The sequence below is a fragment of the Mesorhizobium sp. USDA 4775 genome, from assembly GCF_054062655.1.
On the sequence record NZ_JBSSFM010000001.1, the window covers coordinates 2,870,653 to 2,897,178 of the forward strand.

20 protein-coding genes are annotated in these 26,526 nt (G+C 63.1%); 14 read left to right on the forward strand and 6 right to left on the reverse strand.

All coding sequences use genetic code 11. The features are described 5' to 3' along the window. Positions 1–23: 23 nt before the first annotated feature. The 10 genes from ACVILI_RS13715 to bglA all read left to right on the forward strand — a co-directional run bounded on the left by ACVILI_RS13715 (position 24) and on the right by bglA (position 16,205). Entirely contained in the window at positions 24–1,001 is a 978-nt protein-coding gene (locus tag ACVILI_RS13715) for a sugar ABC transporter substrate-binding protein (protein WP_394811859.1), read from the forward strand. 160 nt (positions 1,002–1,161) lie between these two features. Then, positions 1,162–2,223 (forward strand): ABC transporter permease, encoded by a 1,062-nt coding sequence (locus ACVILI_RS13720; RefSeq protein ID WP_019857056.1) that lies wholly within the window; start codon positions 1,162–1,164, stop codon positions 2,221–2,223. Next, positions 2,220–3,002 (forward strand): ATP-binding cassette domain-containing protein, encoded by a 783-nt coding sequence (locus ACVILI_RS13725; protein ID WP_019857057.1) that lies wholly within the window; start codon positions 2,220–2,222, stop codon positions 3,000–3,002. The genes ACVILI_RS13720 and ACVILI_RS13725 overlap by 4 nt, the downstream gene beginning before the upstream one ends. Positions 3,003–3,133: 131 nt before the next feature. Further along, entirely contained in the window at positions 3,134–5,602 is a 2,469-nt protein-coding gene (locus tag ACVILI_RS13730; RefSeq protein ID WP_027046634.1) for a glycogen/starch/alpha-glucan phosphorylase, read from the forward strand. A gap of 106 nt (positions 5,603–5,708) precedes the next feature. Beyond that, a complete protein-coding gene (gene glgB, locus ACVILI_RS13735) occupies positions 5,709–7,928 on the forward strand; it encodes a 1,4-alpha-glucan branching protein GlgB (protein ID WP_019857059.1) in 2,220 nt (739 codons plus the stop codon). 34 nt (positions 7,929–7,962) lie between these two features. Further along, positions 7,963–9,228, forward strand: coding sequence for a glucose-1-phosphate adenylyltransferase (gene glgC / locus ACVILI_RS13740; RefSeq protein WP_019857060.1), 1,266 nt, complete (start codon positions 7,963–7,965; stop codon positions 9,226–9,228). Positions 9,229–9,311: 83 nt separating this feature from the next. Next, the gene (gene glgA, locus ACVILI_RS13745) at positions 9,312–10,757 is read left to right on the forward strand and encodes a glycogen synthase GlgA (protein ID WP_038645492.1); all 1,446 of its coding nucleotides are present in this window, start codon (positions 9,312–9,314) and stop codon (positions 10,755–10,757) included. Between the two features lie 3 nt (positions 10,758–10,760). Next, positions 10,761–12,389 (forward strand): alpha-D-glucose phosphate-specific phosphoglucomutase, encoded by a 1,629-nt coding sequence (locus ACVILI_RS13750; protein ID WP_038645496.1) that lies wholly within the window; start codon positions 10,761–10,763, stop codon positions 12,387–12,389. 172 nt (positions 12,390–12,561) lie between these two features. Next, positions 12,562–14,559, forward strand: a complete 1,998-nt coding sequence (glgX, locus tag ACVILI_RS13755) for a glycogen debranching protein GlgX (RefSeq protein ID WP_240564682.1) — start codon at positions 12,562–12,564, stop codon at positions 14,557–14,559. After that, positions 14,559–16,205 (forward strand): beta-galactosidase BglA, encoded by a 1,647-nt coding sequence (gene bglA / locus ACVILI_RS13760; RefSeq protein WP_038645498.1) that lies wholly within the window; start codon positions 14,559–14,561, stop codon positions 16,203–16,205. The genes glgX and bglA overlap by 1 nt, the downstream gene beginning before the upstream one ends. Before the next feature lie 51 nt (positions 16,206–16,256). On the opposite strand, the gene ACVILI_RS13765 is transcribed toward bglA, so the two are convergent. Next, entirely contained in the window at positions 16,257–18,026 is a 1,770-nt protein-coding gene (locus ACVILI_RS13765) for a TadG family pilus assembly protein (protein WP_019857066.1), read from the reverse strand. After that, a complete protein-coding gene (locus tag ACVILI_RS13770) occupies positions 18,027–18,473 on the reverse strand; it encodes a TadE/TadG family type IV pilus assembly protein (protein WP_019857067.1) in 447 nt (148 codons plus the stop codon). 283 nt (positions 18,474–18,756) lie between these two features. Between ACVILI_RS13770 and ACVILI_RS13775 the strand changes: the two genes are divergently transcribed. The 4 genes from ACVILI_RS13775 (at position 18,757) to ACVILI_RS13790 (ending at position 24,184) form a co-directional block, all read left to right on the forward strand. Then, positions 18,757–20,349 (forward strand): peptide ABC transporter substrate-binding protein, encoded by a 1,593-nt coding sequence (locus ACVILI_RS13775; RefSeq protein ID WP_019857068.1) that lies wholly within the window; start codon positions 18,757–18,759, stop codon positions 20,347–20,349. Positions 20,350–20,509: 160 nt separating this feature from the next. Next, complete coding sequence (locus ACVILI_RS13780) at positions 20,510–21,433, forward strand: ABC transporter permease subunit (protein WP_019857069.1); 924 nt, start codon at positions 20,510–20,512, stop codon at positions 21,431–21,433. Further along, positions 21,426–22,547: an ABC transporter permease gene (locus tag ACVILI_RS13785; protein WP_019857070.1), complete on the forward strand. Its 1,122-nt coding sequence runs from the start codon at positions 21,426–21,428 to the stop codon at positions 22,545–22,547. Before ACVILI_RS13780 ends, ACVILI_RS13785 begins: the two co-directional genes overlap by 8 nt. 17 nt (positions 22,548–22,564) lie before the next feature. Further along, positions 22,565–24,184 (forward strand): ABC transporter ATP-binding protein, encoded by a 1,620-nt coding sequence (locus ACVILI_RS13790; protein WP_027046636.1) that lies wholly within the window; start codon positions 22,565–22,567, stop codon positions 24,182–24,184. Positions 24,185–24,230: 46 nt separating this feature from the next. On the opposite strand, the gene ACVILI_RS13795 is transcribed toward ACVILI_RS13790, so the two are convergent. From ACVILI_RS13795 to ACVILI_RS13810, 4 genes are all read right to left on the reverse strand, one after another. Further along, positions 24,231–24,575, reverse strand: a complete 345-nt coding sequence (locus ACVILI_RS13795) for a hypothetical protein (RefSeq protein ID WP_051112822.1) — start codon at positions 24,573–24,575, stop codon at positions 24,231–24,233. A gap of 319 nt (positions 24,576–24,894) precedes the next feature. Beyond that, complete coding sequence (locus ACVILI_RS13800) at positions 24,895–25,332, reverse strand: hypothetical protein (protein WP_038645501.1); 438 nt, start codon at positions 25,330–25,332, stop codon at positions 24,895–24,897. Between the two features lie 4 nt (positions 25,333–25,336). Continuing rightward, positions 25,337–25,552, reverse strand: a complete 216-nt coding sequence (locus tag ACVILI_RS13805) for a hypothetical protein (RefSeq protein ID WP_038652355.1) — start codon at positions 25,550–25,552, stop codon at positions 25,337–25,339. 593 nt (positions 25,553–26,145) lie between these two features. Beyond that, positions 26,146–26,427, reverse strand: coding sequence for a hypothetical protein (locus ACVILI_RS13810; RefSeq protein WP_019857076.1), 282 nt, complete (start codon positions 26,425–26,427; stop codon positions 26,146–26,148). Positions 26,428–26,526: the final 99 nt, after the last annotated feature.

Consider the following 26,526-nt stretch of genomic DNA (forward strand, 5'->3'; position numbering starts at 1 on the left):
TTGCCGCGGCTGCCCTGGGTCTGATGGCGTTTGCGTCGTCCGCCTCCGCGGCCGGCGTCGGCGCTTGCCTGATCACCAAGACCGACACCAATCCGTTCTTCGTCAAGATGAAGGAAGGCGCGACCGCAAAGGCCAAGGAACTCGGCGTCGACCTCAAGACCTATGCCGGCAAGATCGACGGCGATAGCGAAAGCCAGGTGGCGGCGATCGAAAGCTGCATTGCCGACGGCGCCAAGGGCATCCTGATCACTGCATCCGACACGAAGGGCATCGTGCCGACCGTGAAGAAGGCGCGTGACGCCGGCCTGCTGGTGATCGCGCTCGACACGCCGCTCGACCCGATCGACGCGGCCGACGCGACCTTCGCCACCGACAATCTCGAGGCCGGCAAGCTGATCGGTGCCTGGGCCGCCGCGACGCTCGGCGACAAGGCCAAGGACGCCAAGATCGGCTTCCTCGACCTGACGCCGTCGCAGCCGACCGTGGACGTGCTGCGCGACCAAGGCTTCATGATGGGCTACGGCATCGACGTGAAGGATCCTAACAAGATCGGCGACGAAACCGATCCGCGCATCGTCGGCCACGACGTCACCAACGGCAACGAGGAGGGCGGCCGCAAGGCGATGGAGAACCTTCTGCAGAAGGACAACACCATCAACGTCATCCACACCATCAACGAGCCCGCCGCAGTCGGCGCCTACCAGGCGCTCAAGGCTGTCGGCCTTGAAAAGCAGGTGCTGATCGTCTCCGTCGACGGCGGCTGCCCCGGCGTGAAGTCGGTGACGGAAGGTGTCATCGGCGCGACGTCGCAGCAGTACCCGCTGCAGATGGCGGCGCTCGGCATTGAGGCGATCGCCGCCTTCGCCAAGGATGGAACCAAGCCGAAGCCGACCGAAGGCAAGAATTTCTTCGACACCGGCGTCAACCTGGTGACCGACAAGCCGGCCAAGGGCGTAAAGTCCATCGACACCAAGGAAGGCCTCGCCAAGTGCTGGGGCTGATGCTGGTCTGACCGGCAATTACAGAACTCGATCGGTCGGGGCTTGATCCCCGGCCGCTTCGGGTGGACGATGGGTCGCGTGACCGCGAACAATCCCGGCGACAGACCGGAAAGGCGTGGACGGGCGTCGGCGCTAGGCTGACCCCTCACGGGGAGGAAACATGGCTCAAGCTCAAGAATTCGAGAAGGTTCTCTCGGGCAGCGACACCAGCGTTGCCGCGTTCGACGAACACAAATCCGCAGTCAGGCGCGTCCAGCACTTCCTGCATTCGACGCCGGCGGCGGTGCCGCTAATCGTGCTGGTCCTGTCGATCATCATCTTCGGCATCACCATTGGGGGGCGCTTCTTCTCGTCCTATACGCTGACGCTGATCCTGCAGCAGATCGCCATCGTCGGCATTCTGGGTGCTGCGCAGACACTGGTCATCCTGACCGCCGGCATCGACCTGTCGATCGGCGTCATCATGGTGATCTCAGCCGTGATCATGGGTAATTGCGCCGTCAGCTACGGCTTGCCGAGCGTGGTGGCCGTGGCGCTCGGGCTTGCCGCCGGTGCTGCCTGCGGGCTGCTCAACGGGTTGCTGGTCGCCTACATGAAGCTGCCGCCTTTCATCGTGACGCTGGGCACGTGGAACATCGTCATGGCCACGAACTTCATCTATTCGGCCAATGAAACGATCCGTGACACCGACGTCGATACCCAGGCGCCGCTGCTGCATCTTTTCGCCCTGAGCTTCAAGGTCGGTACCGCGGTGCTGACGCTCGGCGTCATCGCCATGGTCGCGCTGGTGCTGCTGCTTTGGTACGTCCTCAACCACACCGCCTGGGGCCGCCATGTCTACGCTGTCGGCGACGACCAGGAGGCGGCCAAGCTGTCGGGCATCCAGACCAAGAAGGTGCTGGTGACGGTCTACACCCTTGCCGGGCTGATCGCCGCTTTCGCCGCCTGGGTCTCCATCGGCCGCAACGGTTCGATCTCGCCGTCGGCGGCCGTCACCGACTACAATCTGCAGGCGATCACCGCGACGGTGATCGGCGGTATTTCCCTCTTCGGCGGGCGCGGCTCGATCTTGGGCACGCTGTTTGGCGCGATGATCGTCGGCGTCGTCTCCATGGGCCTCAACATGCTGGGCGCCGACCCGCAGTGGAAAGTGCTGCTCACCGGTGTGTTGATCATCGGCGCCGTGGCGGTCGACCAATGGATCAGAAAGGTTTCGGCATGACCCAGGACCCCATTCTCACCGCGCGTGGCCTGGTCAAGCGCTATGGCCGCGTCACCGCCCTCGACAATGCCGACTTCGACCTCTACCCCGGCGAAATCCTCGCCGTCATCGGCGACAACGGCGCCGGCAAGTCGTCGCTCATCAAGGCGATTTCAGGCGCTGTCGTGCCCGACGAAGGCGAAATCCAGCTTGAAGGCAAGACCGTTGCCTTCAAGTCGCCGATGGAGGCCCGCGAAGCCGGTATCGAGACCGTCTACCAGAACCTCGCTCTGTCGCCGGCACTGTCGATCGCCGACAACATGTTCCTCGGCCGCGAGATACGCAAACCCGGCTTCCTTGGCCAATGGCTGCGTATGCTCGACCGTCCGGCGATGGAAAAGCGCGCTCGCGACAAGCTCACCGAACTCGGCCTGATGACCATCCAGAACATTGGCCAGGCGGTGGAAACGCTCTCGGGCGGCCAGCGCCAGGGTGTCGCGGTGGCGCGCGCCGCTGCCTTCGGCAGCCGCGTGGTGATCATGGACGAGCCGACGGCAGCCCTTGGCGTCAAGGAGAGCCGCCGTGTGCTCGAACTGATCCTCGACGTGAAGAAGCGCGGCCTGCCGATCGTGCTGATCTCGCACAACATGCCGCATGTCTTCGAGGTGGCCGACCGCGTCCATATTCATCGCCTCGGCCGTCGCCTCGCCGTCATCGATCCCAAGCAATATACGATGTCCGACGCCGTCGCCTTCATGACCGGCGCCAAGGCTCCTCCGGAGGCCGCACTGGCCGCCTGATTGTCAAATTGCCGCAGGGTAAGCCGGCGCACGTCCATCTAAATCGATTGAATATATGTTGCGATGCGGTAACATGGGCTGGGATGAATGGTGAAAGCCGGTATGATCGTTGCAACCGCACGAGAGGCAGCATGACGCGCGCAATGACATCCGAAACCCTTCCGCCACTGCTCGAAAATCCTGATCCGAAGACGCTCGCAAGGGAAGTCTTGGTGGCCCTCAAATACCGGGTCGGCAAGGACACCACCGTCGCGACCCAGTACGACTGGCTGACGGCCTCGATCAAGGTCGTGCGTGACCGCATCGTCGATCGCTGGATGCAGGCAACCAAAGAGGCCTATGACCAGCAGGAAAAGCGCGTCTACTATTTGTCGCTGGAGTTCCTCATCGGCCGCCTGATGCGCGACGCCTTCTCCAATCTTGGCCTGATGGCCAATATGCGCGAGGCGCTGTCGTCGCTCGGCGTCGACCTCGATCTTATCGCGGCGCTGGAACCCGACGCGGCGCTCGGCAATGGCGGCCTTGGCCGGCTTGCCGCCTGCTTCATGGAAAGCATGGCGACCGTCGACATTCCTGCGCATGGCTACGGCATCCGCTACGCCAATGGCATGTTCCGCCAGGAGATTCACGACGGCTGGCAGGTGGAACTGCCAGAGACCTGGCTCGATCACGGCAACCCCTGGGAGTTCGAACGGCGCGAACGCTCCTTCGAAGTCGGCTTCGGCGGTTCGGTGGAGTCCATCACGTCAAAGGACGGCCGGCTCGAGCGTCACGTCTGGAAGCCGACCGAACATGTCCTGGCTGTCGCCTACGACACGCCTGTCGTCGGCTGGCGGGGTAACCGCGTCAACACGCTGCGGCTGTGGTCGGGCATGCCGGTCGATCCGATCCTGCTCGACAAGTTCAATGCCGGCGACCACATCGGCGCGCTCGCCGAAAGCAACAAGGCGGACGCGTTGTCGCGCGTGCTTTACCCCGCAGATTCCCACGTGGCCGGGCAGGAGCTCAGGTTGCGGCAGGAGTATTTCTTTTCGACCGCTTCGCTGCAGGACATTTTGCAACGCCATCTCAGCCAGTATGGCGACCTGAAGTCGCTGCCCGACAAGGCGGCGATCCACTTGAACGATACCCATCCGGCGATTGCCGTGCCGGAACTGATGCGGCTGTTGATGGATGTCCACGGCATGGACTTCGATCTCGCATGGGACATCACCAAACGCACCTTCGGCTACACCAACCACACGCTTCTTCCCGAAGCGCTGGAAAGCTGGCCGGTGCCGCTGTTCGAGCGGCTCTTGCCGCGCCATATGCAGATCGTCTACGCCATCAACGCGCAGGTGCTTCTGGAGGCTCGCGCCACCGACCAGTTCTCGGATGATCAGATCAGCCGCATTTCGCTGATCCAGGAAAATGGCGACCGCCGCGTGCGCATGGGCAATCTCGCCTTTGTCGGCTCGCATTCGATCAACGGTGTCTCGGCACTGCATACCGAGCTGATGAAGGAAACGGTGTTTGCCGACCTGCACAAGCTCTATCCCGATCGCATCAACAACAAGACCAACGGCATCACGCCGCGGCGCTGGCTGATCCAATGCAACCCCGGCCTGACCTCGCTCGCCCGCGAGGCGATCGGTGACCGTTTTCTCGACGACATCGACGCCATCAAAGGGCTCGACGGCTTTGCCGATGACAGCGCGTTCCGGGAGAAGTTCGCGGGCGTCAAGCGCCAGAACAAGGCGCGGCTGGCCAATCTCGTCGCCGACCGGCTCGGCATCAAGGTCGACCCGTCGGCGCTGTTCGACATTCAGGTCAAGCGCATCCACGAATACAAGCGCCAGCTTCTGAACATCCTCGAGGCGATCGCGCTCTACGACCAGATCCGCTCGCATCCCGAGCGCGACTGGATGCCGCGCGTAAAATTCTTCGGCGGCAAGGCGGCGCCCAGCTACCACAACGCCAAGCTGATCATCAAACTCGCCAATGATGTCGCCAGGGTCATCAACCGTGACCCGGCGGTGCGCGGCTTGCTGAAGGTGGTGTTCGTGCCGAACTACAATGTCAGCCTGGCCGAAGTCATGATGCCGGCGGCCGACCTGTCCGAGCAGATCTCGACCGCGGGCATGGAAGCGTCGGGTACCGGCAACATGAAGTTCGCGCTCAACGGCGCGCTGACCATCGGCACGCTCGACGGCGCCAATGTCGAGATCAAGGAATGTGTCGGCGACGACAACATCTTCATCTTCGGCCTGACCACGGCCGAAGTCGCCGAGCGGCGCAACAATGGCTACAACCCGCGTGCCGTGATCGAGGGCTCGCCCGAACTGTCGCAGGCGGTCTCGGCCGTTTCCTCGGGCGTCTTTTCGCCTGATGACCCGGACCGTTACCGCGACCTCATCAACGGCCTCTACACCAGCGACTGGTTCATGGTCGCCGCCGATTTCGACGCCTACGCCGCCGCCCAGCGTGATGTCGACGCTGTCTGGCGCAACAGCCCGGACTGGTATGCCAGAGCAATCCGCAACGTCGCGCGCGTCGGCTGGTTCTCGTCCGATCGCACCATCCGCCAATACGCGAAAGAAATCTGGAACGTGCCTGCCTGATGTGATTGCATGAGGCCACGAACAATGTGGTCCCGGTGATTTGGGTTGAATGCCAACTCACATCACCAGAAATAGACACCTGGTGCCCTGGGAGGGACACTGCCTGATGAGGAAGCCGCGCGTGACCGCTGCGACAAGCGGGCCGGACGGACTGGCGCCAGCCAGCGATGTTGCGGCGATTGTCGCCGGCACGCACGGAGATCCGTTCGCGGTCCTCGGTGTCCATGAGGTCGGCAAAGGCCTGTTTGCCCGTTGTTTCGTTCCGCATGCCGAGACCGTCACTGCCTATACGCTGACGGGCATCGAGGCCGGTGCGTTGTCTAGGCGAGACGATGCCGGCTTCTTCGAAGGCAAGCTGTCGATCAGGAAGCGGCAGCCGCTGCGCTATCACGCGCGTAATGCCGGCGGTGACTGGTGGCTGACCGATCCTTATTCGTTCGGCCCGGTGCTCGGGCCGATGGACGATTACTATATCGCCGAAGGGTCGCATCTCAGGCTGTTCGACAAGCTTGGCGCGCACGTCATCAAGCACGAAGGCGCCACCGGCGTGCATTTCGCCGTCTGGGCTCCCAACGCAAGACGCGTCTCGGTGGTCGGCGATTTCAACGACTGGGATGGCCGCCGCCACACGATGCGCGATCGCCGCGACACCGGCATATGGGAGGTGTTCATCCCCGACATAGGTGCCGGGCGACCCTACAAATACGAGATCATTGGACCCGATGGCGTCAGGCTGCCGCTGAAGGCCGATCCGTTTGCGTTCAAATCCGAACTGCGTCCCGCCACGGCTTCGGTTGTCGCCGTGCCGCCGGCGCATGAGTGGGGCGACGAGGCGCATCGCAACTACTGGCGCAATGCCGATCCCCGGCGCGAAGCCGTCTCGATCTACGAAGTCCACGCTGGGTCTTGGCAGCTCCACGACGACGGCACGTTCCTGTCATGGGACGAAATGGCCGACCGGCTGATCCCCTATGTGGTCGAGACCGGCTTCACCCACATCGAGTTCATGCCGATTTCCGAGCATCCCTATGACCCGTCCTGGGGCTATCAGACGACCGGCCTCTATGCGCCGTCGGCCCGTTTCGGCGATCCGGACGGCTTTGCCCGTTTCGTCGATGGCGCGCATCGCGCCGGCGTCGGCGTCATCCTCGACTGGGTGCCGGCGCACTTCCCGGTCGACGCGCACGGCCTGGCTCATTTCGACGGCACCGCACTCTATGAACATGCCGATCCGCGCAAGGGTTTTCACCCCGACTGGAACACCGCGATCTACAATTTCGGCCGCCGCGAGGTGGTGTCGTTCCTGGTCAACAATGCGCTGTTCTGGGCCGAGAAATACCATGTCGACGGTCTGCGCGTCGATGCGGTCGCCTCGATGCTCTACCTCGACTATTCGCGCAAGGCCGGCGAGTGGATCCCCAACGAGAAGGGCGGCCGCGAGAACCTCGAGGCGGTCTCTTTCCTGCAGAAGATGAACAAGGAGGTCTACGGCCACCATCCCGGCGTCATGACCATCGCCGAGGAATCGACCTCATGGCCGAAGGTTTCGGCGCCGGTGCATGAAGGCGGGCTGGGCTTCGGCTTCAAGTGGAACATGGGCTTCATGCACGACACGCTGGAGTATTTCTCCAAGGAGCCGATTTTCCGCAAGCACCACCACAACGACCTGACGTTCGGCCTGACCTACGCCTTCTCGGAGAATTTCGTGCTGCCGCTCTCGCATGACGAGGTCGTGCACGGCAAAGGCACGCTGCTGGGCAAGATGGCCGGCGACGACTGGCAGAAATTCGCGACCTTGCGCGCCTATTACGGCTTCATGTGGGGCTATCCCGGCAAGAAGCTCTTGTTCATGGGACAGGAATTCGCGCAGCGCCGCGAATGGAGCGAGGCGCGCGCGCTCGACTGGAACCTGCTCGATTTCCGCCCGCATCGCGGCGTCTGGCAGACCGTGCGCGATCTCAACTATCTCTATCGGTCGCGCCCGGCGCTGCACGGCCGCGACTGCGAACCGGAAGGGTTTTCCTGGCTGATCGTCGACGACAGCCAGAATTCGGTTTTCGCTTGGGTGCGCAACGCGCCGGGCGGCAGCCCGGTGGCCGTCATCTCCAACTTCACGCCGGTGCCGCGCGACAATTATCGTGTGCCGCTGCCAAAGGCCGGCAAGTGGCGGGAGATCATCAACACCGACGCATCCGAATATGGCGGTTCCGGCATGGGCAATGGCGGCATGGTCGAGGCAAGGGCGGAAGGCAAGAACATCTCGGCAACGATGCTTCTGCCGCCGCTGTCGACAATCATGCTCGAACTCGTGACCGAGGCCGACTAACAGGGCGAGACTTGAGTAACTTGGGAGGGTAGAAATGGCAGACTTGAAACGGACCCAGCCGCTGGCGCGCGATGCCATGGCCTATGTACTGGCCGGCGGCCGTGGCAGCCGCCTCAAGGAACTGACCGACCGTCGCGCCAAGCCGGCGGTCTATTTCGGCGGCAAGACGCGCATCATCGATTTCGCGCTCTCCAATGCGCTCAATTCCGGCATTCGCCGCCTTGGCGTCGCCACGCAGTACAAGGCACATTCGCTGATCCGCCACCTGCAACGCGGCTGGAACTTCCTGCGGCCGGAACGAAACGAAAGCTTCGACATCCTGCCGGCCAGCCAGCGCGTCTCGGAAACGCAGTGGTATGAAGGCACGGCCGACGCCGTCTACCAGAACATCGACATCATCGAGGCCTATGGCCCGGAATATATGGTCATTCTGGCCGGCGACCACATCTACAAGATGGACTACGAGATGATGCTGCGTCAGCATGTCGACGCCAATGCCGACGTCACCGTCGGCTGCCTCGAAGTGCCGCGCATGGAGGCGACAGGCTTTGGCGTCATGCATGTCGATGCCAAGGACAACATCATCGCCTTCGTCGAAAAGCCCGCCGATCCGCCCGGCATTCCGGGCAATCCGGACTTCGCCTTGGCCTCGATGGGCATCTATGTCTTCAGGACCAAGTTCCTGATGGAGCAGTTGCGCCGCGACGCCGCCGAGCCGGGCTCAAGCCGCGATTTCGGCAAGGACATCATCCCCTATATCGTCCAGCACGGTAAGGCGATCGCGCACCGTTTCACCAAATCCTGCGTGCGCTCGACCGCCGAGAACGAAGCCTATTGGCGCGATGTCGGAACGGTCGACGCCTATTGGGAAGCCAATATCGACCTGACCGATATCACGCCGGAGCTTGACCTTTACGACCGCGACTGGCCGATCTGGACGTATGCCGAGTTGAAACCGCCGGCAAAATTCGTCCATGACGAGGATGGCCGGCGCGGCTCGGCCGTTTCCTCGCTGGTCTCGGGCGATTGCATCGTCTCGGGCGCTTCACTGAAGAAAAGTCTGATCTTCACCGGCGCGCGCATCAATTCCTATTCGACGCTGGAAGAGGTCGTCATGCTGCCCGACGTTCATGTCGGCCGGAACGCAAAGTTGAAGCGCGTCGTCATTGACCATGGTGTTAGGATACCGGAGGGGTTGGTCGTCGGCGAGGATCCCGCGCTAGACGCAAAGCGCTTCCGCGTTTCGGAGAAGGGCATCTGCCTGATCACACAGGATATGATCAACAAACTCGGGCTCTAGAGCAATTCCGCGAAAAGTGCGAAACGGTTTTCCGTCCGGGAATTGCCTGGAAACAAAGAATTGGACAGGATCGGGATAGACGCATGCAGGTTCTGTCGGTCACGCCCGAGATCTTCCCGCTGATCAAGACCGGCGGGCTTGCCGACGTGACCGGTGCGCTGCCCGTCGCGCTGGCGGCCAAGGGCGTGACCATGCGCACGCTCATTCCAGGCTTTCCCGTGGTGACGGATGCCTTCAAGAAAAAGAAGGCTGTTTACCAATACCCGCTGCTGCAGGGCGGCAAGGCTTCGATCCATGCTGTCCAGATCGCCGGGCTCGACCTTTTCGTGCTCGACGCGCCGCATCTCTTCGACCGCCCGGGCGGTCCCTACGGCAACGCTTCGGGCGCCGACTGGCCGGACAATTGGCGGCGTTTTGCGGCACTGGGCCAGGCCGGCGCCGATATCGCCGGCGGCGCCATCTCGGGCTACTTGCCCGACATCGTCCATGCCCATGACTGGCAGTCGGCGATGACGCTGGCCTATATGCGCTACGGCAAGGCCGTCGGCATGCCGTCTATGATGACCGTCCACAATCTCGCCTTCCAGGGCCAGTTCGGCGCCGGCATCTTCGGCGAACTCGGCCTGCCGGCGGTGGCGATGGCGCTCGACGGCGTCGAATATTATGGTGGCGTCGGCTTCCTCAAGGCCGGCCTGCAGGCGGCCTGGGCGATCACCACGGTCAGCCCGACCTATGCGCAGGAGATCCGGTCGCCGGAATTCGGCATGGGTCTCGACGGCCTGATTAACATGCGCTCCAGCGATCTCTATGGCATCGTCAATGGCATCGACACCGCCATCTGGGATCCGGAGACGGACAAGCATCTGGTGTCGAACTATACGGCCGCGACGCTCGAGGCCCGGGCGCCGAACAGGGCGGCCGTGGAGGAGCGTTTCGGCCTCGACCGCGACGACAGCCCGATCGTCTGCGTCATCAGCCGGCTGACCTGGCAGAAGGGCATGGACATATTGGCGACGGTGATCGACGGCCTCGTCGCGACCGGGGCGCGGCTGGCCATGCTGGGCTCGGGCGATGCCGGCCTCGAAGGCGCGCTGCTTGCCGCCGCCGCACGCCACCGTGGCCGCATCGGCGTGGTCATCGGCTATGACGAAGGGCTGTCGCACACCATGCAGGGCGGCTGCGATGCCATCATCATCCCGTCGCGGTTCGAACCTTGCGGACTGACGCAACTCTACGGCCTGCGCTACGGCTGCGTGCCGGTGGTCGCCCGCACCGGCGGCCTTGCCGACACCATCATCGACGCCAACGAAGCGGCTATGGCCGCCGGCGTGGCGACAGGGTTCCAGTTTGCTCCCAACAATGGCAGCGCGATGCTGCACGCCATACGCCGCCTGGTCGATGCCTACGCCGACCCCGCGGCCTTCGAGACCATCCAGCGCCAAGGCATGAAGGCCGATGTGTCATGGGACAAGAGCGCGGAAAAATATCTTGAACTCTATCGCCTGCTGCTTTCGAAAAGGGTTGCCTGAAGCATGATACGGACCGTCCCCACCAAGCCCTATTCAGACCAGAAGCCCGGCACGTCGGGCCTGCGCAAGAAGGTGCCCGTGTTCCAGCAGGAGCACTATGCCGAGAACTTCATCCAGTCGATCTTCGACGCGCTGGACGGCTTCAAGGGCAAGACGCTGGTGATCGGTGGCGACGGCCGCTTCTACAACCGCGAGGTCATCCAGAAGGCCATCGCCATGGCGGCCGCCAACGGGTTCGGCAAGGTCATGGTCGGGCAGGGCGGTATATTGTCGACGCCGGCCGCCTCGCATGTCATCCGCAAGTACAAGACCTTCGGCGGCATCATCCTGTCGGCCAGCCACAATCCCGGCGGCCCGCATGAGGATTTCGGCATCAAGTACAATGCCGGCAATGGCGGCCCGGCGCCGGAAAAGCTGACCGACGCGATCTTTGCCAAGACCAAGGCGATTTCGAGCTTCAAGACATCGGACATCGATCCCATCGACATCGACACGATCGGCACCGTCAAGGCAGCCGGCATGACGGTCGAGATCATCGATCCGGTCGCCGATTATGCCGAGCTGATGGAAAGCCTGTTCGATTTCGACGCGCTGCGCAGACTGTTCAAATCGGGCTTCCGCATGCGCTTTGACGCCATGCATGCGGTGACCGGTCCCTATGCCAAGGAAATCCTCGAGAACCGGCTTGGCGCGCCCAGCGGCACCTGCCGTAACTTCAAGCCGCTGCCGGATTTCGGCGGCCATCATCCGGATCCGAACCTGGTGCACGCCAAGCATCTCTATGACGAGATGATGGGGCCGGACGCGCCGGATTTTGGTGCCGCTTCCGACGGCGACGGCGACCGCAATCTGATCATCGGCAAGGGCATTTTCGTCACCCCGTCGGATTCGGTGGCGATGCTTGCCGCCAATGCCCGTCTGGCGCCCGGCTACAAGGACGGGCTGAAGGGCATCGCCCGTTCGATGCCGACCAGTGGCGCCGCCGACCGCGTCGCCGAAAAACTCGGCATCGGCATCTATGAGACGCCGACCGGCTGGAAGTTTTTCGGCAATCTGCTCGATGCCGGCATGGCGACGATCTGCGGCGAGGAGAGCGCCGGCACCGGCTCCAACCATGTCCGCGAAAAGGACGGCCTGTGGGCGGTGCTGCTCTGGCTCAATATCCTCGCCGCGCGCGGCGAAAGCTGCAAGCAGGTCGTCACCGAGCACTGGGCGGCCTATGGGCGCAACTACTATTCCCGCCACGACTATGAGGAGGTCGAGAGCGACCGCGCCAACGCTCTGGTCGATGAACTCAGGGCCAAGCTCGGCTCGCTGCCCGGCACCAGCGTGCACGGCCTGAAGATCGCCAAGGCCGACGATTTCGCCTATCACGACCCGGTCGACGGTTCGACCAGCGAGCATCAGGGCATCAGGATCCTGTTCGAAGGCGGCTCGCGCGTCGTCTTCCGGCTTTCCGGCACCGGCACGTCCGGCGCGACACTGCGCGTCTACATCGAGCGCTACGAGCCGGACAAGGCCAGGCACGATCTCGACACGCAGGCAGCCCTTGCCGACCTCATCGCGGCCGCCGACGACATTGCCGGGATCAAGAGCCACACCGGCCGCAACAAGCCGAGCGTGATTACTTGAGGGTGGCGGTGCGCGCTCTTCCTTCTCCCCCTGTGGGAGAAGGTGGATCGGCGCGCAGCGCCGAGACGGATGAGGGGTGCGTGACGGATCGCCGTCTTTCCCAAGCTGGAGCACCCCTCATCCGTCGCCTTCGGCGACACCTTCTCCCACAAGGGGAGAAGGGGGAGCCTGCATGACCCAGCTCGGCGCAGCCGTCACCCGCGAAGGCATCCGCTTTGCCGCCTGGTCCTCGTCGGCCCGTCGCCTCTGGGTCTCGATCTTCGACGGGCAGGGAAACCGCGAACTCGACCGACTGGAGCTGCAGCCGGAAGGCGCGGGGGTGCATGCGCTCTTCGTTCCCGGCCTTGCCGCGGGCACGCGGTATGGCTTTCGCGCCGATGGCGACTATGCGCCCGAGCGCGGGTTGTGGTTCGACCCGGACAAGCTGCTCACCGATCCCTACGCCGTCGAAATCGACCGGCCCTATGCCTATCACTGGCGGCTCGCCGCGCGGCGCAACGAGGGCGCCGACACCGCGCCGCTGATGCCCAAGACCGTGGCGAAAGCACTGCCCAAGGCGATGCCAGTGCTGCCGCCGCTGTTCCGCCCAGGCGGCCTGATCTACGAGGTGCCGGTGCGCGCCTTCACCAAGCTGCATCCCGACATTCCGCAAGCGCAGCGCGGTACGATCGCGGCACTTGCTCATCCTGTCGTCATCGAGCATCTGCAAAGGCTCGGCGTGTCGGCCGTCGAACTGATGCCGGTGACGGCGTCGATCGACGAGCGGCACCTGCCGCCGCTGGGCCTGAGCAACGCCTGGGGCTACAATCCCGTTACCTTCATGGCGCTCGACCCGCGTCTCGCGCCCGGCGGCCTCAAGGAATTGCGCGACACCGTGGCGGCGCTGCGCAAGGCCGGCATCGGCACGATCCTCGACCTCGTCTTCAACCACACGGGCGAAAGCGACCGGCTGGGGCCGACGCTGTCGCTGCGCGGCCTCGACAACCAGGCCTACTATCGGCACCAACCGGATGGCAGGCTGGTCAATGACACCGGCACCGGCAACACCGTCGCCTGCGATCATCCGGCGGTGCGGGACATGGTGCTCGACACGCTCCGGCATTTTGTCTGCAATGCCGGCGTCGACGGCTTCCGCTTCGACCTGGCGCCGGTGCTGGGCCGCGTCGACGGCGTGTTCGATCCCGCGGCGCCCTTGCTCGCGGCGATCGCCGGCGATCCCATGCTGGCCGATCGCGTGTTGGTCGCCGAACCCTGGGATATCGGTCCTGACGGCTACCAGCTCGGCAACTTCCCGCCGCGCTTCCTCGAATGGAACGATCGCTATCGCGACGATGCCAGGCGCTTCTGGCGTGGCGATGCCGGCGCGGTAGGAGCGCTGGCGACGCGGCTTGCCGGTTCGTCCGATGTTTTTGGCAAGGCCGGCCAGCCGGCCAGCCGCACGGTCAATTTCATCGCCGCCCATGACGGCATGACGCTGGCCGATCTCGTCGCCTATGAGCGCAAGCACAACCAGGCCAATGGCGAGCAGAACCGCGACGGCCACAACGACAATCTGTCCTGGAACAATGGCGCCGAGGGCGAGACGGACAGCGCCGCGATCACCAAGGCGCGCTTCGACGACCAGTGCGCGCTGCTCGCGACGCTGTTTGCCTCGCGCGGCACCATCATGCTGACAGCGGGCGACGAGTTCGGCCGCTCGCAGAAGGGCAACAACAACGCCTATGCGCAGGACAATGCCATCACCTGGCTCGACTGGGCCGGCCGCGACCAGGCGCTGGAGCGCCACGCATCGGCGCTCGGCATCCTTCGCCGTACCGTCCCCGCTCTGTCGGACACGCATTTCCTGACGGGACAACCGGCCGATGCTTCCGGCATCCCCGATGTCGCCTGGCTGACCGAGACCGGCATGCCGCTTGCCGAGGCGGACTGGAACGACCCCGCCCGGCACCGCCTCGTCATGCTGTTGGGTGACGCAGGCGGCCGCCTTGCTATCATGATCAACGGCGATCGTCGGCAATGCGTCTTCACCTTGCCCGCGCGGGACGGCTTCCAATGGCAGCCGGCGATCGAGACGCAGGCGATCGACCTTGCACGGCCGCTGCCGGGCCGAAGCGTCCATTTCATGCTTGAGCGCGGGACTGCAAAGAGCCGCACCAGAAAGAGGTCGTGATGGCCCACAACAATGCCGACCCTTGGGCGGGGCAGGGGGCCGAATGGTGGCGCGGCTGCGTCATCTATCAAGTCTATCCGCGTTCCTTCCAGGACACGACCGGCAACGGCAGCGGCGATCTCAGGGGTATCACCACGCGGCTTGCCCACATCGCCTCGCTCGGCGTCGATGCCGTCTGGCTGTCGCCCTTCTTCAAGTCGCCGATGGCTGACATGGGCTACGACGTTTCGGACTATCGCGACGTCGATCCGATGTTCGGTTCGCTGGAGGATTTCGACGCTCTGGTCGCCGAGGCGCACCGGCTGGGCCTGAAAATCGTCATCGACCAGGTGCTGTCCCACTCATCCGACAAACACGAATGGTTCATCGAAAGCCGCGCCAGCCGCGACAACCCCAAGGCCGACTGGTACGTCTGGGCCGATACGAGACCCGACGGCAATGCCCCCAACAACTGGCTGTCCGTATTTGGCGGCCCGGCCTGGGAGTGGGATTCGACCCGCCGGCAATATTACATGCACAATTTCCTTGCCTCGCAGCCCGATCTGAATTTCCACAATCCGGAGGTCCAGGACGCGCTGCTGGACACGGTGCGCTTCTGGCTCGAGCGTGGCGTCGACGGTTTCCGGCTCGATACGGTCAACTATTATGTCCATGACCGCTGGCTGCGCAGCAATCCGCCTCTGGCGTCGAGCGTCGCGGGCACCAATGGCGAGACCAACACCTACCTTTACCAGGAGCATTTGTTCGACAAGACGCAGCCGGAGAACCTGGCTTTCCTCAGGCGTTTCCGCGCGCTGCTCGACGAATATCCAGACCGCGCCGCCGTCGGCGAAATCGGCGATGAGGGCCGCTCGCTGCAGACGCTGGCAGCCTACACCTCCGGCGGCGACAAGCTGCAGATGTCCTACACCTTCGACCTGCTCGGTCCGCAATTTTCGGCGGCGCACGTGCGCGGCTGTGTCGAGGCCTTCGAACATGCGGTTGCCGACGGCTGGGTCTGCTGGGCGTTTTCCAATCATGACGTGGTGCGCCATGTCAGTCGCTGGACAGGGCCGGATGGCGATGCCGATGCGGTGGCCAGATTCGCGATCATGCTGCTCGCCTGCCTGCGCGGTTCGATCTGCCTCTACCAGGGCGAGGAACTCGGCCTGGAGGAGGCGGAGCTTGCCTATGAGGATCTGCGCGATCCCGTCGGTATCCGTTTCTGGCCCGGTGTGAAGGGCAGGGATGGCTGTCGCACGCCGATGGTCTGGGAAGCCGGCGCCGACAATGCGGGTTTCTCGACAGGAAAACCCTGGCTGCCGGTCCCAGCCAGCCATCGCGCCCGCGCCGCCGATGTGCAGAACGGCAACGAGCAATCGGTGCTGTCCGCCTACCGCTCCACGCTTGCCTTGCGCAGGCAGCATCCGGCGCTGGTCAGCGGTTCGATCCGCTTTCTCGACGCCGAAGGCGACGTGCTGGCCTTCATCCGGGAAGGCGGCGGGCAGAGACTGCTCTCCGTCTTCAATTTCGCTGGAGAGCCGGCGAATTGGCCCTTGCCACCGGATATTGGCGCTGTCGCTGCTGTCCTGGCTGGCACCGCTGCAGGCGAGGAGGAAGCGCTTTCGCTGCCGGCTCTCGATTGCTTCCTTGGCCGGCTCGACTGACTGGCCGCTCGACCGCGCCTTGGCCAGGCGACCCGCTTGGCCACGAAAACCTTACTGAACGAGCACCGCCCGACCGCAGGTCGCGCCGGTGACGCGCACGTCGGCTTGGCCGACGCCGACTCCCAGCGCTGACAGCACATTGTAGAGCAAGTCGTCGACGGGCGCCGTTACGGTGTTGAGCAGGGTCACCACTGCCGGTTTGACCGTTCCGAGCAGGGAGCTGAGATCAATACCGAGACCAAGCACATTGGCCGAAAGCGACAGGTTGTTGACCAGCGACGTGGTGAGCGACTGCGAGATGTTGCGCGTCGAAACGGTTTTCACCGTCTTGTTGGCGATGTCGGTTGCGTTGAAGGTCAAGGTCTGTGGGCTGTTGTTGGTGATCGCGGTCGCGGCCGATCCCATCACCTGGATCAGCGGGATGTTGATCAGCAGCAGATGGAGGCTCACATCCGCGATGTCGGCATCGGTGAAGGTCTGCGGCTGGCTGAAATCGGCGAAGCCGGAGGGATTGTTGCTGTTGGCGAGGTTCAGTTGGGCAACGCCCGGATGCGCCGCGATCGAAACGCTAATGCTGGAAGGCCCTGCCGGACAGGTGATGTCGGTCAGCTTGGCTTCGGCGTAGGCGACTTCGACATTGAGCGGCAGGTTGACGGCGAGCAGGCTGATGCCGCCGCCGAGGCCGGGCGTGCCGACACCGACGGAGGCCGTCAGTTTGATGCGCGTCTGGGCGGTGCGCACGACAGTGCCGATGCCGTCGACCGCGAGCCACGGCGAGGATTGCGGCGGCTGCCCGATGGCGATGTTGAGCTTGGTCGAGAGCAGTCCCGGGATGGTGGCGCCGAGATCGACCGCGGCCTGGTTGGTGCCGTTGGCGAGCACAGCGGCGGCGGTCAGCATTCCCATGGCGCTTGCATCGACGCCGAAGCCGGACGGCTGTTGCCCGAGGCCCAGGCTGCCGACGGAGCCGAGATCGACAAGGCTGGAGAGCGGGATCTTGACCGTGCTGGTCGACTTGGAGGCGATGGTCTGCAGGGCAACCTTGGCCGTGTTGCCAAGGCCAGGGACGTTGGCCATGGCGGTGGCGATCTGGCCGACAGTCGCTTTCGAGGCCAGTACGTCCGAATAGGTGCCGGCGGTGATGTTCAATTGTGTGGCGAGCGCACTGATGAACGACAGGACGCTGACATCGGCCGAGATCAGCCCGTTATAGTCCATGACACTGAGCGAGATGTTGCCGCCGAGGAGCCCGCTCAGCAAAGCATTGAGGATCCCGCCATTGACGCTGAGCAGTCTCGACCCCACCGAGAATGCCGCCTGCGGCGTCATGCTGGCCGTGGCCTGGGTGCCGATGACCGGAGTGGGGATCAGCGAGCTCGCGAAATAGCGGGCGGGCACTTTCGCCAGCGTGACACGCACCGCATTGTAGGGTGTCACGCCCGCCTGGAAGCGCTGGGTGACATTGGTGGTCGTCGAGGCGTATCGGCCTTGCGTGACCGTCACCACCGTCTTGCCGACGGCCGGGGCAATGGTCTGGCCAGAGGCTTGAACGACGACACCCGGCATGCCGTTGTCGGTGAGCGTGGTGACGACCGCGGTGTTGACATTGTTGATGTTCGACGCGGCGGTGATCGCCGCCAGATCGACCATCGCCTGGGCCTGCCGGCGCTCGGAGTAGATGGAGGCTTCATCGATGGCCACAGCCGCCAGAGCCAGCGCGACCGGCGCGCTCAGCGCGGTCATCACTGCGAAGTTCGCCCTCCTGTCCCCCATCATCGACCGTGCAAGCCGGCCGATGCCTTTGCCGGCACGCTGCAGCATTCAGATACCCCCAACCCTGATCGTTGACTGACGCTTGATGGTGGTCCCCGGCAAGGCTATGCCCGGGAAGAGATTCCAGATCGGCAGGTTGCGCGCATCGTACGAAATCAACACCACGAACTGGCTGCCGTCGGCCACGCTGTCATTGGCCTGGTAGGTCAGTTTGCTGGCGTCCACGAAGGGGTATCCACCGGCATTGTTGGCGAGGAAGGCGGCCACGAGCGTCTGCCGCTCGGTCTGGTTCAGCCCGGCTATAGCCGTCCGGGCGGCATCCGCCGCGATCTGCTGGATCGAGTTGGCGGCACCAAAATAAATACCGTACGCAACCATTCCGAGCAGAAGAAGGATAAAAATCGGCGACAGCAGGGCGAACTCGACCGCCGACGTCCCCGAATTGTCTGTTCGGAACGCGCGTCTTCGGAGCATGGAAATGAGCTTCTGAACCATGATACCAACATGCCAAAGTTCGCATGCAGAAAGCGAAAACTCTCGGTGCAACCTGCAGATGCGTGCGATTGAAAAGGTCGCTCTAATTTAGCTGTTGCTTCTTCGATTCTGAGGATTGACTTAGGGTCAATCAGTACTCGGTTGAAAAGAGCTTACCTCCTGTCTAGTCTCCTGCCACCAGCTGCCGGGGGGAACCGGCGGCGCGCTCAAAGGAACCAGGCATCGGTTCCGGGGCGTCAACACTCAAAGGCGCGCCCACGGCAGCGCCGACAGGGAGAACTTCATGCTGAAAAACATGCTGAAGGCGACGGTATTCGCCACCACCATGGCGGTAGCCGCCGGCGCATTCTACTCGCCGGCGTTCGCCGAGAGCGTCTACAACAGGGGCACCGCCGCCGAATCGGAATCGGTCGACCCGCACAAGACCTCGACGGTCTATGAAGCCAATGTGCTGCGTGACCTGTTCCAGGGCCTGGTCATGCAGGACCAGAAGGCCAACCTCATTCCGGGCGCCGCCGAAAGCTGGACGGTGTCGGATGACGGCACTGTCTACACCTTCAAGCTGCGCAAGGACGGCATGTGGTCGGACGGCAGCCCGGTAACGGCGGACGACTTTGTCTACGCCTTCCACCGGCTGGAAGACCCGGCGACCGGCGCCGAATATGCCTCGATGCTGTATCCGGTGAAGGGTGCCGAGGACGTCAACACCAAGAAGGGCAAGCCCGAGGACATGGGCGTCAAGGCGATCGACGCCACCACCCTGGAAGTGACGCTCAAAGCGCCGACGCCTTACTTCCTGGAGATGCTGACTCACCAGGCGACCTATCCGGTCAGCAAGGCCTCGATCGAAAAGCTCGGCGCCGACTGGATAAAGCCCGGCAAGCTGGTCTCGAACGGCGCCTATACGCTGGCCGAATGGGTTCCTAACGACCACATGAAGCTGGTCAAGAATCCGAAATTCTGGGATGCCGCGACCGTCAAGTTCGACGTGGTCAACTACATCCCGACCGAAGATCGCTCATCGGCGATGAAGCGCTTCGAGGCAGGCGAACTCGACAGCTATGACGATCTGCCGACCGAGCAGCTCGCCGACCTCAAGACCAAGTTCGGCGACCAGATCCATGTCGGCCCGTATCTCGGCACCTACTACTATGCGATCAAGACCGACAAGGCGCCCTGGAACAATCCTGAACTGCGCACCGCCATCTCGATGGCGATCGACCGCGACTTCATTGCCGAAAAGGTCTGGCAGAACTCGATGCTGCCCGGCTATTCGATGGTGCCTCCCGGCATCGAGGGGTACACGCCCGCAATGGCCAAATATGCCGACATGCCGCAGATAGACCGCGAGGACGCAGCCAAGAAAATCCTCGAGAAACTCGGCTACACGCCCGAACATCCGCTGAAGATGGAAATCCGCTACAACACCTCGGAGAACCACAAGAACACCGCGGTCGCCATCCAGGAACAGCTGAAGCCGCTTGGCGTCGACGTCACACTGCTCAACACCGACACCAAGACGCACTACTCCTTCCTCGAGCAGAAGGGCGACTATGACGTGGCGCGTGCCGCCTGGATCGCCGACTACAAGGATCCGGAAACCTTCCTTGGCATCTCGCGCAAGGCGAGCGGCAACAACTACTCGAACTACAACAGCCCGGCCTATGAAGCAGCTATGGACAAGGCAGCCGCCGCCGGCGGCAAGCCCGAGGAGCGTATGAAGGAGCTCTCCGAGGCCGAGCGCATTCTCGTCGACGATGTCGGCCAGATCCCGCTGCTCTACTACAGCTACCACGACATCGTGTCCTCGAAGCTGCATGGCTTCGTCGACAATGTAATGGACGTCCATCCGTCACGTTTCGTCAGCAAGGATTGATCCCTGGCCAAGCCGCCGCGCACTTCGTGCGCGGCGGCTGGTTTGCCATCGCATCGGCCGGGAAGCGCAATCGATTTTCGGAAAATCCGGTGCGAAGATTTGAAGGCTGGAGCACAATGGTCCAATCGGACAGGCGTGTTCCGGATCAAGTGGGGCACCTATGCTGCGATATGTATTCCGGCGGCTTTTGACCGCCATACCGACGCTGTTCGTCATCGTGACGATGGCGTTCTTCCTGATGCGCGTCGCGCCGGGCGGGCCGTTCAACCAGGAGCGGGGGCTAAGCCCCGAGATCAAGGCCAACCTTGAAGCCCAGTTCGGCCTCAACGACCCGCTCTGGCTGCAATATGTCCACTATCTCGGCAATCTTCTGCGGGGCAATTTCGGCCCGAGCTACAACATGCCGGATTTCACCGTCACCGAACTGTTCGCCAAGGGCCTGCCCATTTCGGTGCAGCTCGGCGCCTCGGCGCTGATCCTGGCACTGCTGCTCGGTTCCGTGCTCGGCACCATTGCCGCGCTCAACCAGAACAAGCTTGGTGACTATACGGTGATCGCTCTGGCCACGGCCGGCAGCACCATTCCCACCTTCGTCATCGCGCCGGTGATCCAGCTTCTCTTCGGGCTGACCTGGAAGCTCCTGCCGATCGGCGGCTGGGGCGATGGCGCCTTCATCAACAAGGTCGGCCCGGTGCTGACGCTTGCCTTGCCGCAGATCGCCATCGTCGCCCGCCTCATGCGCGGCTCGATGATCGAATCGCTGCGATCCCATCACATCCGCACCGCCCGCGCGCTCGGCCTTTCCGACTGGTCGGTTGTGGTCAAACACGCCTTGCGCGGCGCCATCCTGCCGATCGTTTCGTTCACTGGCCCGGCGGCGGCGGCCCTTTTGACCGGCTCCGTCATCGTCGAGACGATTTTCTCCATTCCCGGCGTCGGCCGCTACTTCGTCGATGCCGCGCTCAACCGCGACTACACGCTGGTGATGGGAACGGTGGTGGTGATCGCCATCTTCACCATCGTCTTCAACCTGATCGTCGACGTCATGTACGCGGTCGTCGACCCGAGGGTGCGCTATGACTGACATCGCAGCCACTGCTCCCGCTATCGTCGGCCGTTCGCTGTGGGGCGATGCCTGGGCGCGCCTCAAGGCCAACCGCGCCGCCATGTTCAGCCTCTACTACCTCGCCTTGATCGGGCTCGTCAGCGTGTTCGGCCCCTGGTTCGTGCCGCATCAGTACACGACCATCTATGCCGACTATGTACGCATGCCGCCAAGCCTGTCAGCCTATCCGAAGCCCGACATGATCGAGTCCGCGCTCAATGATGCGATCAAGCGCATGCGGGTCGATATCAAGGAATGGCACCAGGAGGGCGATCACGTCTTCGTCACGGTCAAGTCGACGAAGCCGATCGATGACCGCAATATCCGCTACCTTGACCGCTCCGATGCCTTTGACGACACCAAGATCGAGAGCAAGTCGCCCGACGGGCTCGAAGCGACCATGAGCGCGTCGGTCAAGCAGCAATATTTTCTGTTCGGCACCGACAACACCGGCCGCGATCTGCTCTCGCGCACGTTGATGGCTGGGCGCATCTCGCTGGCCATCGGCCTGCTCGCCGGTGTCGTGGCGGTGGTGATCGGGGTGATCTATGGCGCCGCCGCGGGTTTCTCCGGCGGCAGGATCGACGAGGTGATGATGCGCATCGTCGATGTGCTCTATTCCTTGCCATTCATCTTCTTCGTGATCATGCTGGTGGTGTTCTTCGGCCGCAACTTCGTGCTGATGTTCCTGGCGGTTGGCGCGGTGCTGTGGCTCGACATGGCGCGCATCGTGCGTGGCCAGGCGCTGTCGATCCGCCGCCAGGAATATGTCCAGGCGGCGGAAGCCATGGGCGTCGGCCAGCGCGGCATCCTGCTGCGCCACGTCATTCCCAATTTGCTCGGCCCGGTCGTCATCTACATGACCTTGCTGGTGCCGCAGGTCATCATCCTGGAGAGTTTTCTGTCGTTCCTCGGCCTCGGCGTCCAGGAGCCGATGACCAGCTGGGGCGTGCTGATTTCAGTCGGCGCCAAGAACATCGGCACCGCCAACTGGCTGCTCTTGTTTCCTGCTTTCTTCCTCGTCTCGACGCTGTTTGCGCTGAACTTCGTCGGCGATGGCCTGCGCGACGCGCTCGACCCGAGAGATCGATAAAGATGGGCACCGCTGACATGGCCACTCCCGAAACGATCCTCAGCGTCAAGGACCTGCGCGTCCGCTTCCGCACGCTCGACGGCGCGGTCGAAGCGGTGAAGGGCATCAACATCCACGTCAATGCGGGCGAGACCGTCGCCGTGGTCGGCGAGTCCGGTTCCGGCAAGAGCCAGACCATGATGGCGGCGATGAGCCTGCTCGCCTCGAACGGCGAGGCCACGGGCAGCGTCGACTATCGTGGCCGCAACCTGCTGACGCTGAGCAAATCCGACCTGAATAAGGTCCGCGGCGCCAAGATCAGCATGATCTTCCAGGAGCCGATGACTTCGCTCGATCCGCTCTATTCGATCGGCAATCAGCTGATCGAACCGATCCGCAGGCATCGCGGCTTGAATGCCGCCGAAGCGCGCGAAGAGGCGCTCAAGCTCTTGCGGCTGGTGCACATTCCCGATCCGGAGCGGCGGATGAAATCCTACCCGCATGAAATGTCCGGCGGCCAGCGCCAGCGGGTAATGATCGCCATGGCGCTCGCCAACGATCCGGACATCCTGATCGCCGACGAGCCGACCACGGCGCTCGACGTGACCATTCAGGCGCAGATCCTGATGCTGCTCGCCGAATTGCAGCGCAAGCTCGGCATGGCCATCGTCTTCATCACCCACGATCTCGGCATCGTCCGGCGCTTCGCCGACCGCGTCTATGTCATGCGCCAAGGCGAGGTGGTCGAGGAGGGCGAAGCGGGAGCGATCTTCGCCAACCCGCAGCACGCCTATACCAAGATGCTGCTGGCGGCCGAGCCGACGGGAAGCAAGGCGCCGCCGCCCACCAATGCCCCCGTGGTGCTCGAAGGCAGGCATGTCGAGGTCACATTCAGGATCGGCGGCGGGTTTCTGGCCGGCGAGCCGCTGATGCTGCGCGCCGTCGACGACATTTCGATCCGGCTGCAGCGTAACCAGACCATCGGCATTGTCGGCGAATCCGGTTCGGGAAAATCGACCCTTGGCCGCGCCCTGCTGCGGCTGCTGCCGAGCGATGGCTTGATCCGTTTCGGCGATCGCGACATTTCGACCGCCGACCGCCAGGCGATGCGGCCGCTGCGGCGCCAGATGCAACTCGTCTTCCAGGATCCTTTCGGCTCGCTGTCGCCGCGCATGACCGTCGGCCAGGTCATCACCGAAGGGCTTCTGGTGCATGAGCCCAACCTTTCGGGCAAGCAGCGCGACCAGCGCGCGGTCGAGGCCTTGCTTGAAGTCGGCCTCGATCCCAACGCCCGCAACCGTTATCCGCACGAATTCTCCGGCGGCCAGCGGCAGCGCATCGCCATTGCCCGCGCCATGATCCTGAAGCCCAAAATGGTCGTGCTGGACGAACCGACCTCGGCGCTCGACCGCTCGGTGCAGAAACAGATCGTCGAACTCCTGCGCAAGCTGCAGGCGGACCATGAACTGTCCTACCTGTTCATCAGCCACGACCTCGCCGTGGTGCGAGCCATGGCCGACTACATCATCGTCATGAAGCAGGGCAAGATCGTCGAGGAGGGGCCGACCGAGGCAATCTTCAGCAACCCGCAAGCGCCCTACACGCAGACGCTGATGAATGCGGCGATCGATGTGACGCGCTTTCGGCTGAGCGCCTGAGACGTCGCTTCAGGTGAGGGCAATCATCACGGCGGCGTCCGTTCGCTCAGCCCGCTGACCTGGAGCATTTGCGCGCCCGCACGGCGCCAATGGCATCCTGCCGCTGTTTCAGCCGATCGATCCTGGCGGTCTCACGATTGGCGACGGCGGTCTTCACGCGCGAACCACCAAGCAGCCAGCGCGGAACACTGGTGTTGGCGACCTTGCCGCGGGTGATGGCGGTTTGTGAGATTTCGATGGCGTTCTCACCCAGCGCGCTGTTGAGCTCGGCGCAGCTCATCTTATCGTACGTCGCCGGATCGGCGGTCCTGCCGATCGACGAACAGCCGGTAACGAGAAGCACTGCAAGCACAAGAGTCGGGGTCGAGGTCGTCGTCGCGATCAAATTCATATCCACACCCGGCTCACCGTTTCACTGGCTTCATCATATCCACCGAACTATCTGGAGCCGACGATTATTTCGTCAAAGATTGGGCTCGCGAAAGGAGCCCTACGGGCGTGGGACCACCGGGCCAGCCGATGTGGGAACGTTCTCGGCCACCTGAAGTTGGTGTCCGTCGAGTGTCTAATTTCAATCACTGGAAACGAAGAGAGTCCGCCCCGGTTGACGCCGGGGCGGCCTTTCCTCGATCCTTGCCCCGGCGCGATCTCAGCGGCTCGCGCTGCTGTGGCGCCCGGCCGTCATGCCGCGCCGTTCGTTCAGCCTGCCGTTAGGCTGCTTCGGCGATGAATGCGGTGGGATCGCAACCGCCCAGCACAGCCTGGGCGATGCCGGTTTCATTTTCATCGACATGCGCCGTCACCAAGACGATGCCCTCGGCAACGCTCCGATCATCCGACCTTGCCGCTGTGGTCATGAAGGCACCGAGCAGCCCGCCGGCACCGCCGCCGCAGACCGCGCAAACCAGTGCTGTTGCCGGCAGTCCGGCCGGAACAGAACTGACGCCGTAGACCGCGAGGGCGCTCAGGCAAGCCAATGCCGCACCGACGGCACAAAGGATGACACTTGGAGACCTTAGGACTGTTAGTTCGTCCTGGTAGGGCCCGATAATGGCAACCTGAACGCGAGGAACACCGACCGCCACCAGCTCTCCAGCAATCTGGGCGGCTTCGGCGTGGGAATCAAAAAGCTTGCTGATTGTCCGCATGGTCTCAGAACGTTTTCTCGTCCAGGGACATGTCCGCAACGAAGGACGCGGCGATCAAGTCGTCGCCGTCAATGCTGCCTCGTCCGTCGACCATCATGGCCGCGACCTTTTGGAAGGTCTTCATTTCGCTCATGGTAATCCGGGCCTGCCGCATTCTGACCTTGAGGTCAGCTACGCGCACCCCCAAGACATCGGATTGTATGGCCTCACTGCCAGACATGGTGACGTTCATCCAGTTTCGCTTCCTCGTTTGATCGTCCCCGCGCCCAACCACTTGAAACAGGGTCGCAGCGAAAACGTTCCCTAGCTGGGCTTCGGTCCGATAGAGAGCCGGACTTTGGTCCGGCTGCAAAATGCAATGGTCCTGCCTGTGGTGCTGCTTGGAACAGCCACCGTTCGTGGCCGTTGTCGGCTACACGTTCGGGAGGAAGCTGATGGACAAGAGTGTTGGCCAAGCGCGCTGGTTGCTCGCGGTGATCTTCGCCATGCCCATCACCTTCATGGCGATTGGAATAGCCTTTGGCTGACCATCCGAGAGTATTTGGCAGATTGGCGCAGCTACGTCCCTTCCTGCGCCAATAGGGTTCGCCCGCCACGTCCGCGTGGCGGGCGAACCCTAAATATCTGCAGGCGCCGTAGCCGGCATTCCAGCCTACGTGGCGAGATTCCTCGACCTTTTTTCGGAGAGGCTGAATGGCGTCGTATTCACACGACGGTCCGTTGATGATGCTGTGTGTCGGCACGCCAGGTCACCAGCGACATGTCAGATTTCATGCAGAAGGACCGGCTATAACGAGCCGGGCCTTGGGTCGATCAGTAATCGTTGTTTTGGATCACCACGGGGCGGCGGTGATGGTGCTTGTAGACCGAACTCGTAACAACGACGGCGTCGGGGCGATGATGCCGGCGGCCGTGATCGTAGAAAGCCACCGTACCATGGTGGCGGTGATGCAGTCGCTGACCGTCCTCGTTGATGATCCTGACGTTGCTGTGGTGGCGATGGTGAGTCCTGATGATTACGTCGGCTTCGGCCGCCGAAGCGACAGCCGGCAACCCGATGGAAAGCGCCAAAGCGCACATGATCATTGATTTCATTGCAATTTCTCCGTTACCTTGATTAGCTCTTCGTTGGATAAGTGCTGGTAGGCCCTTTGGTTCCGGGTATCCCAGGACCGTCGAACCGCCTGCGGCAGA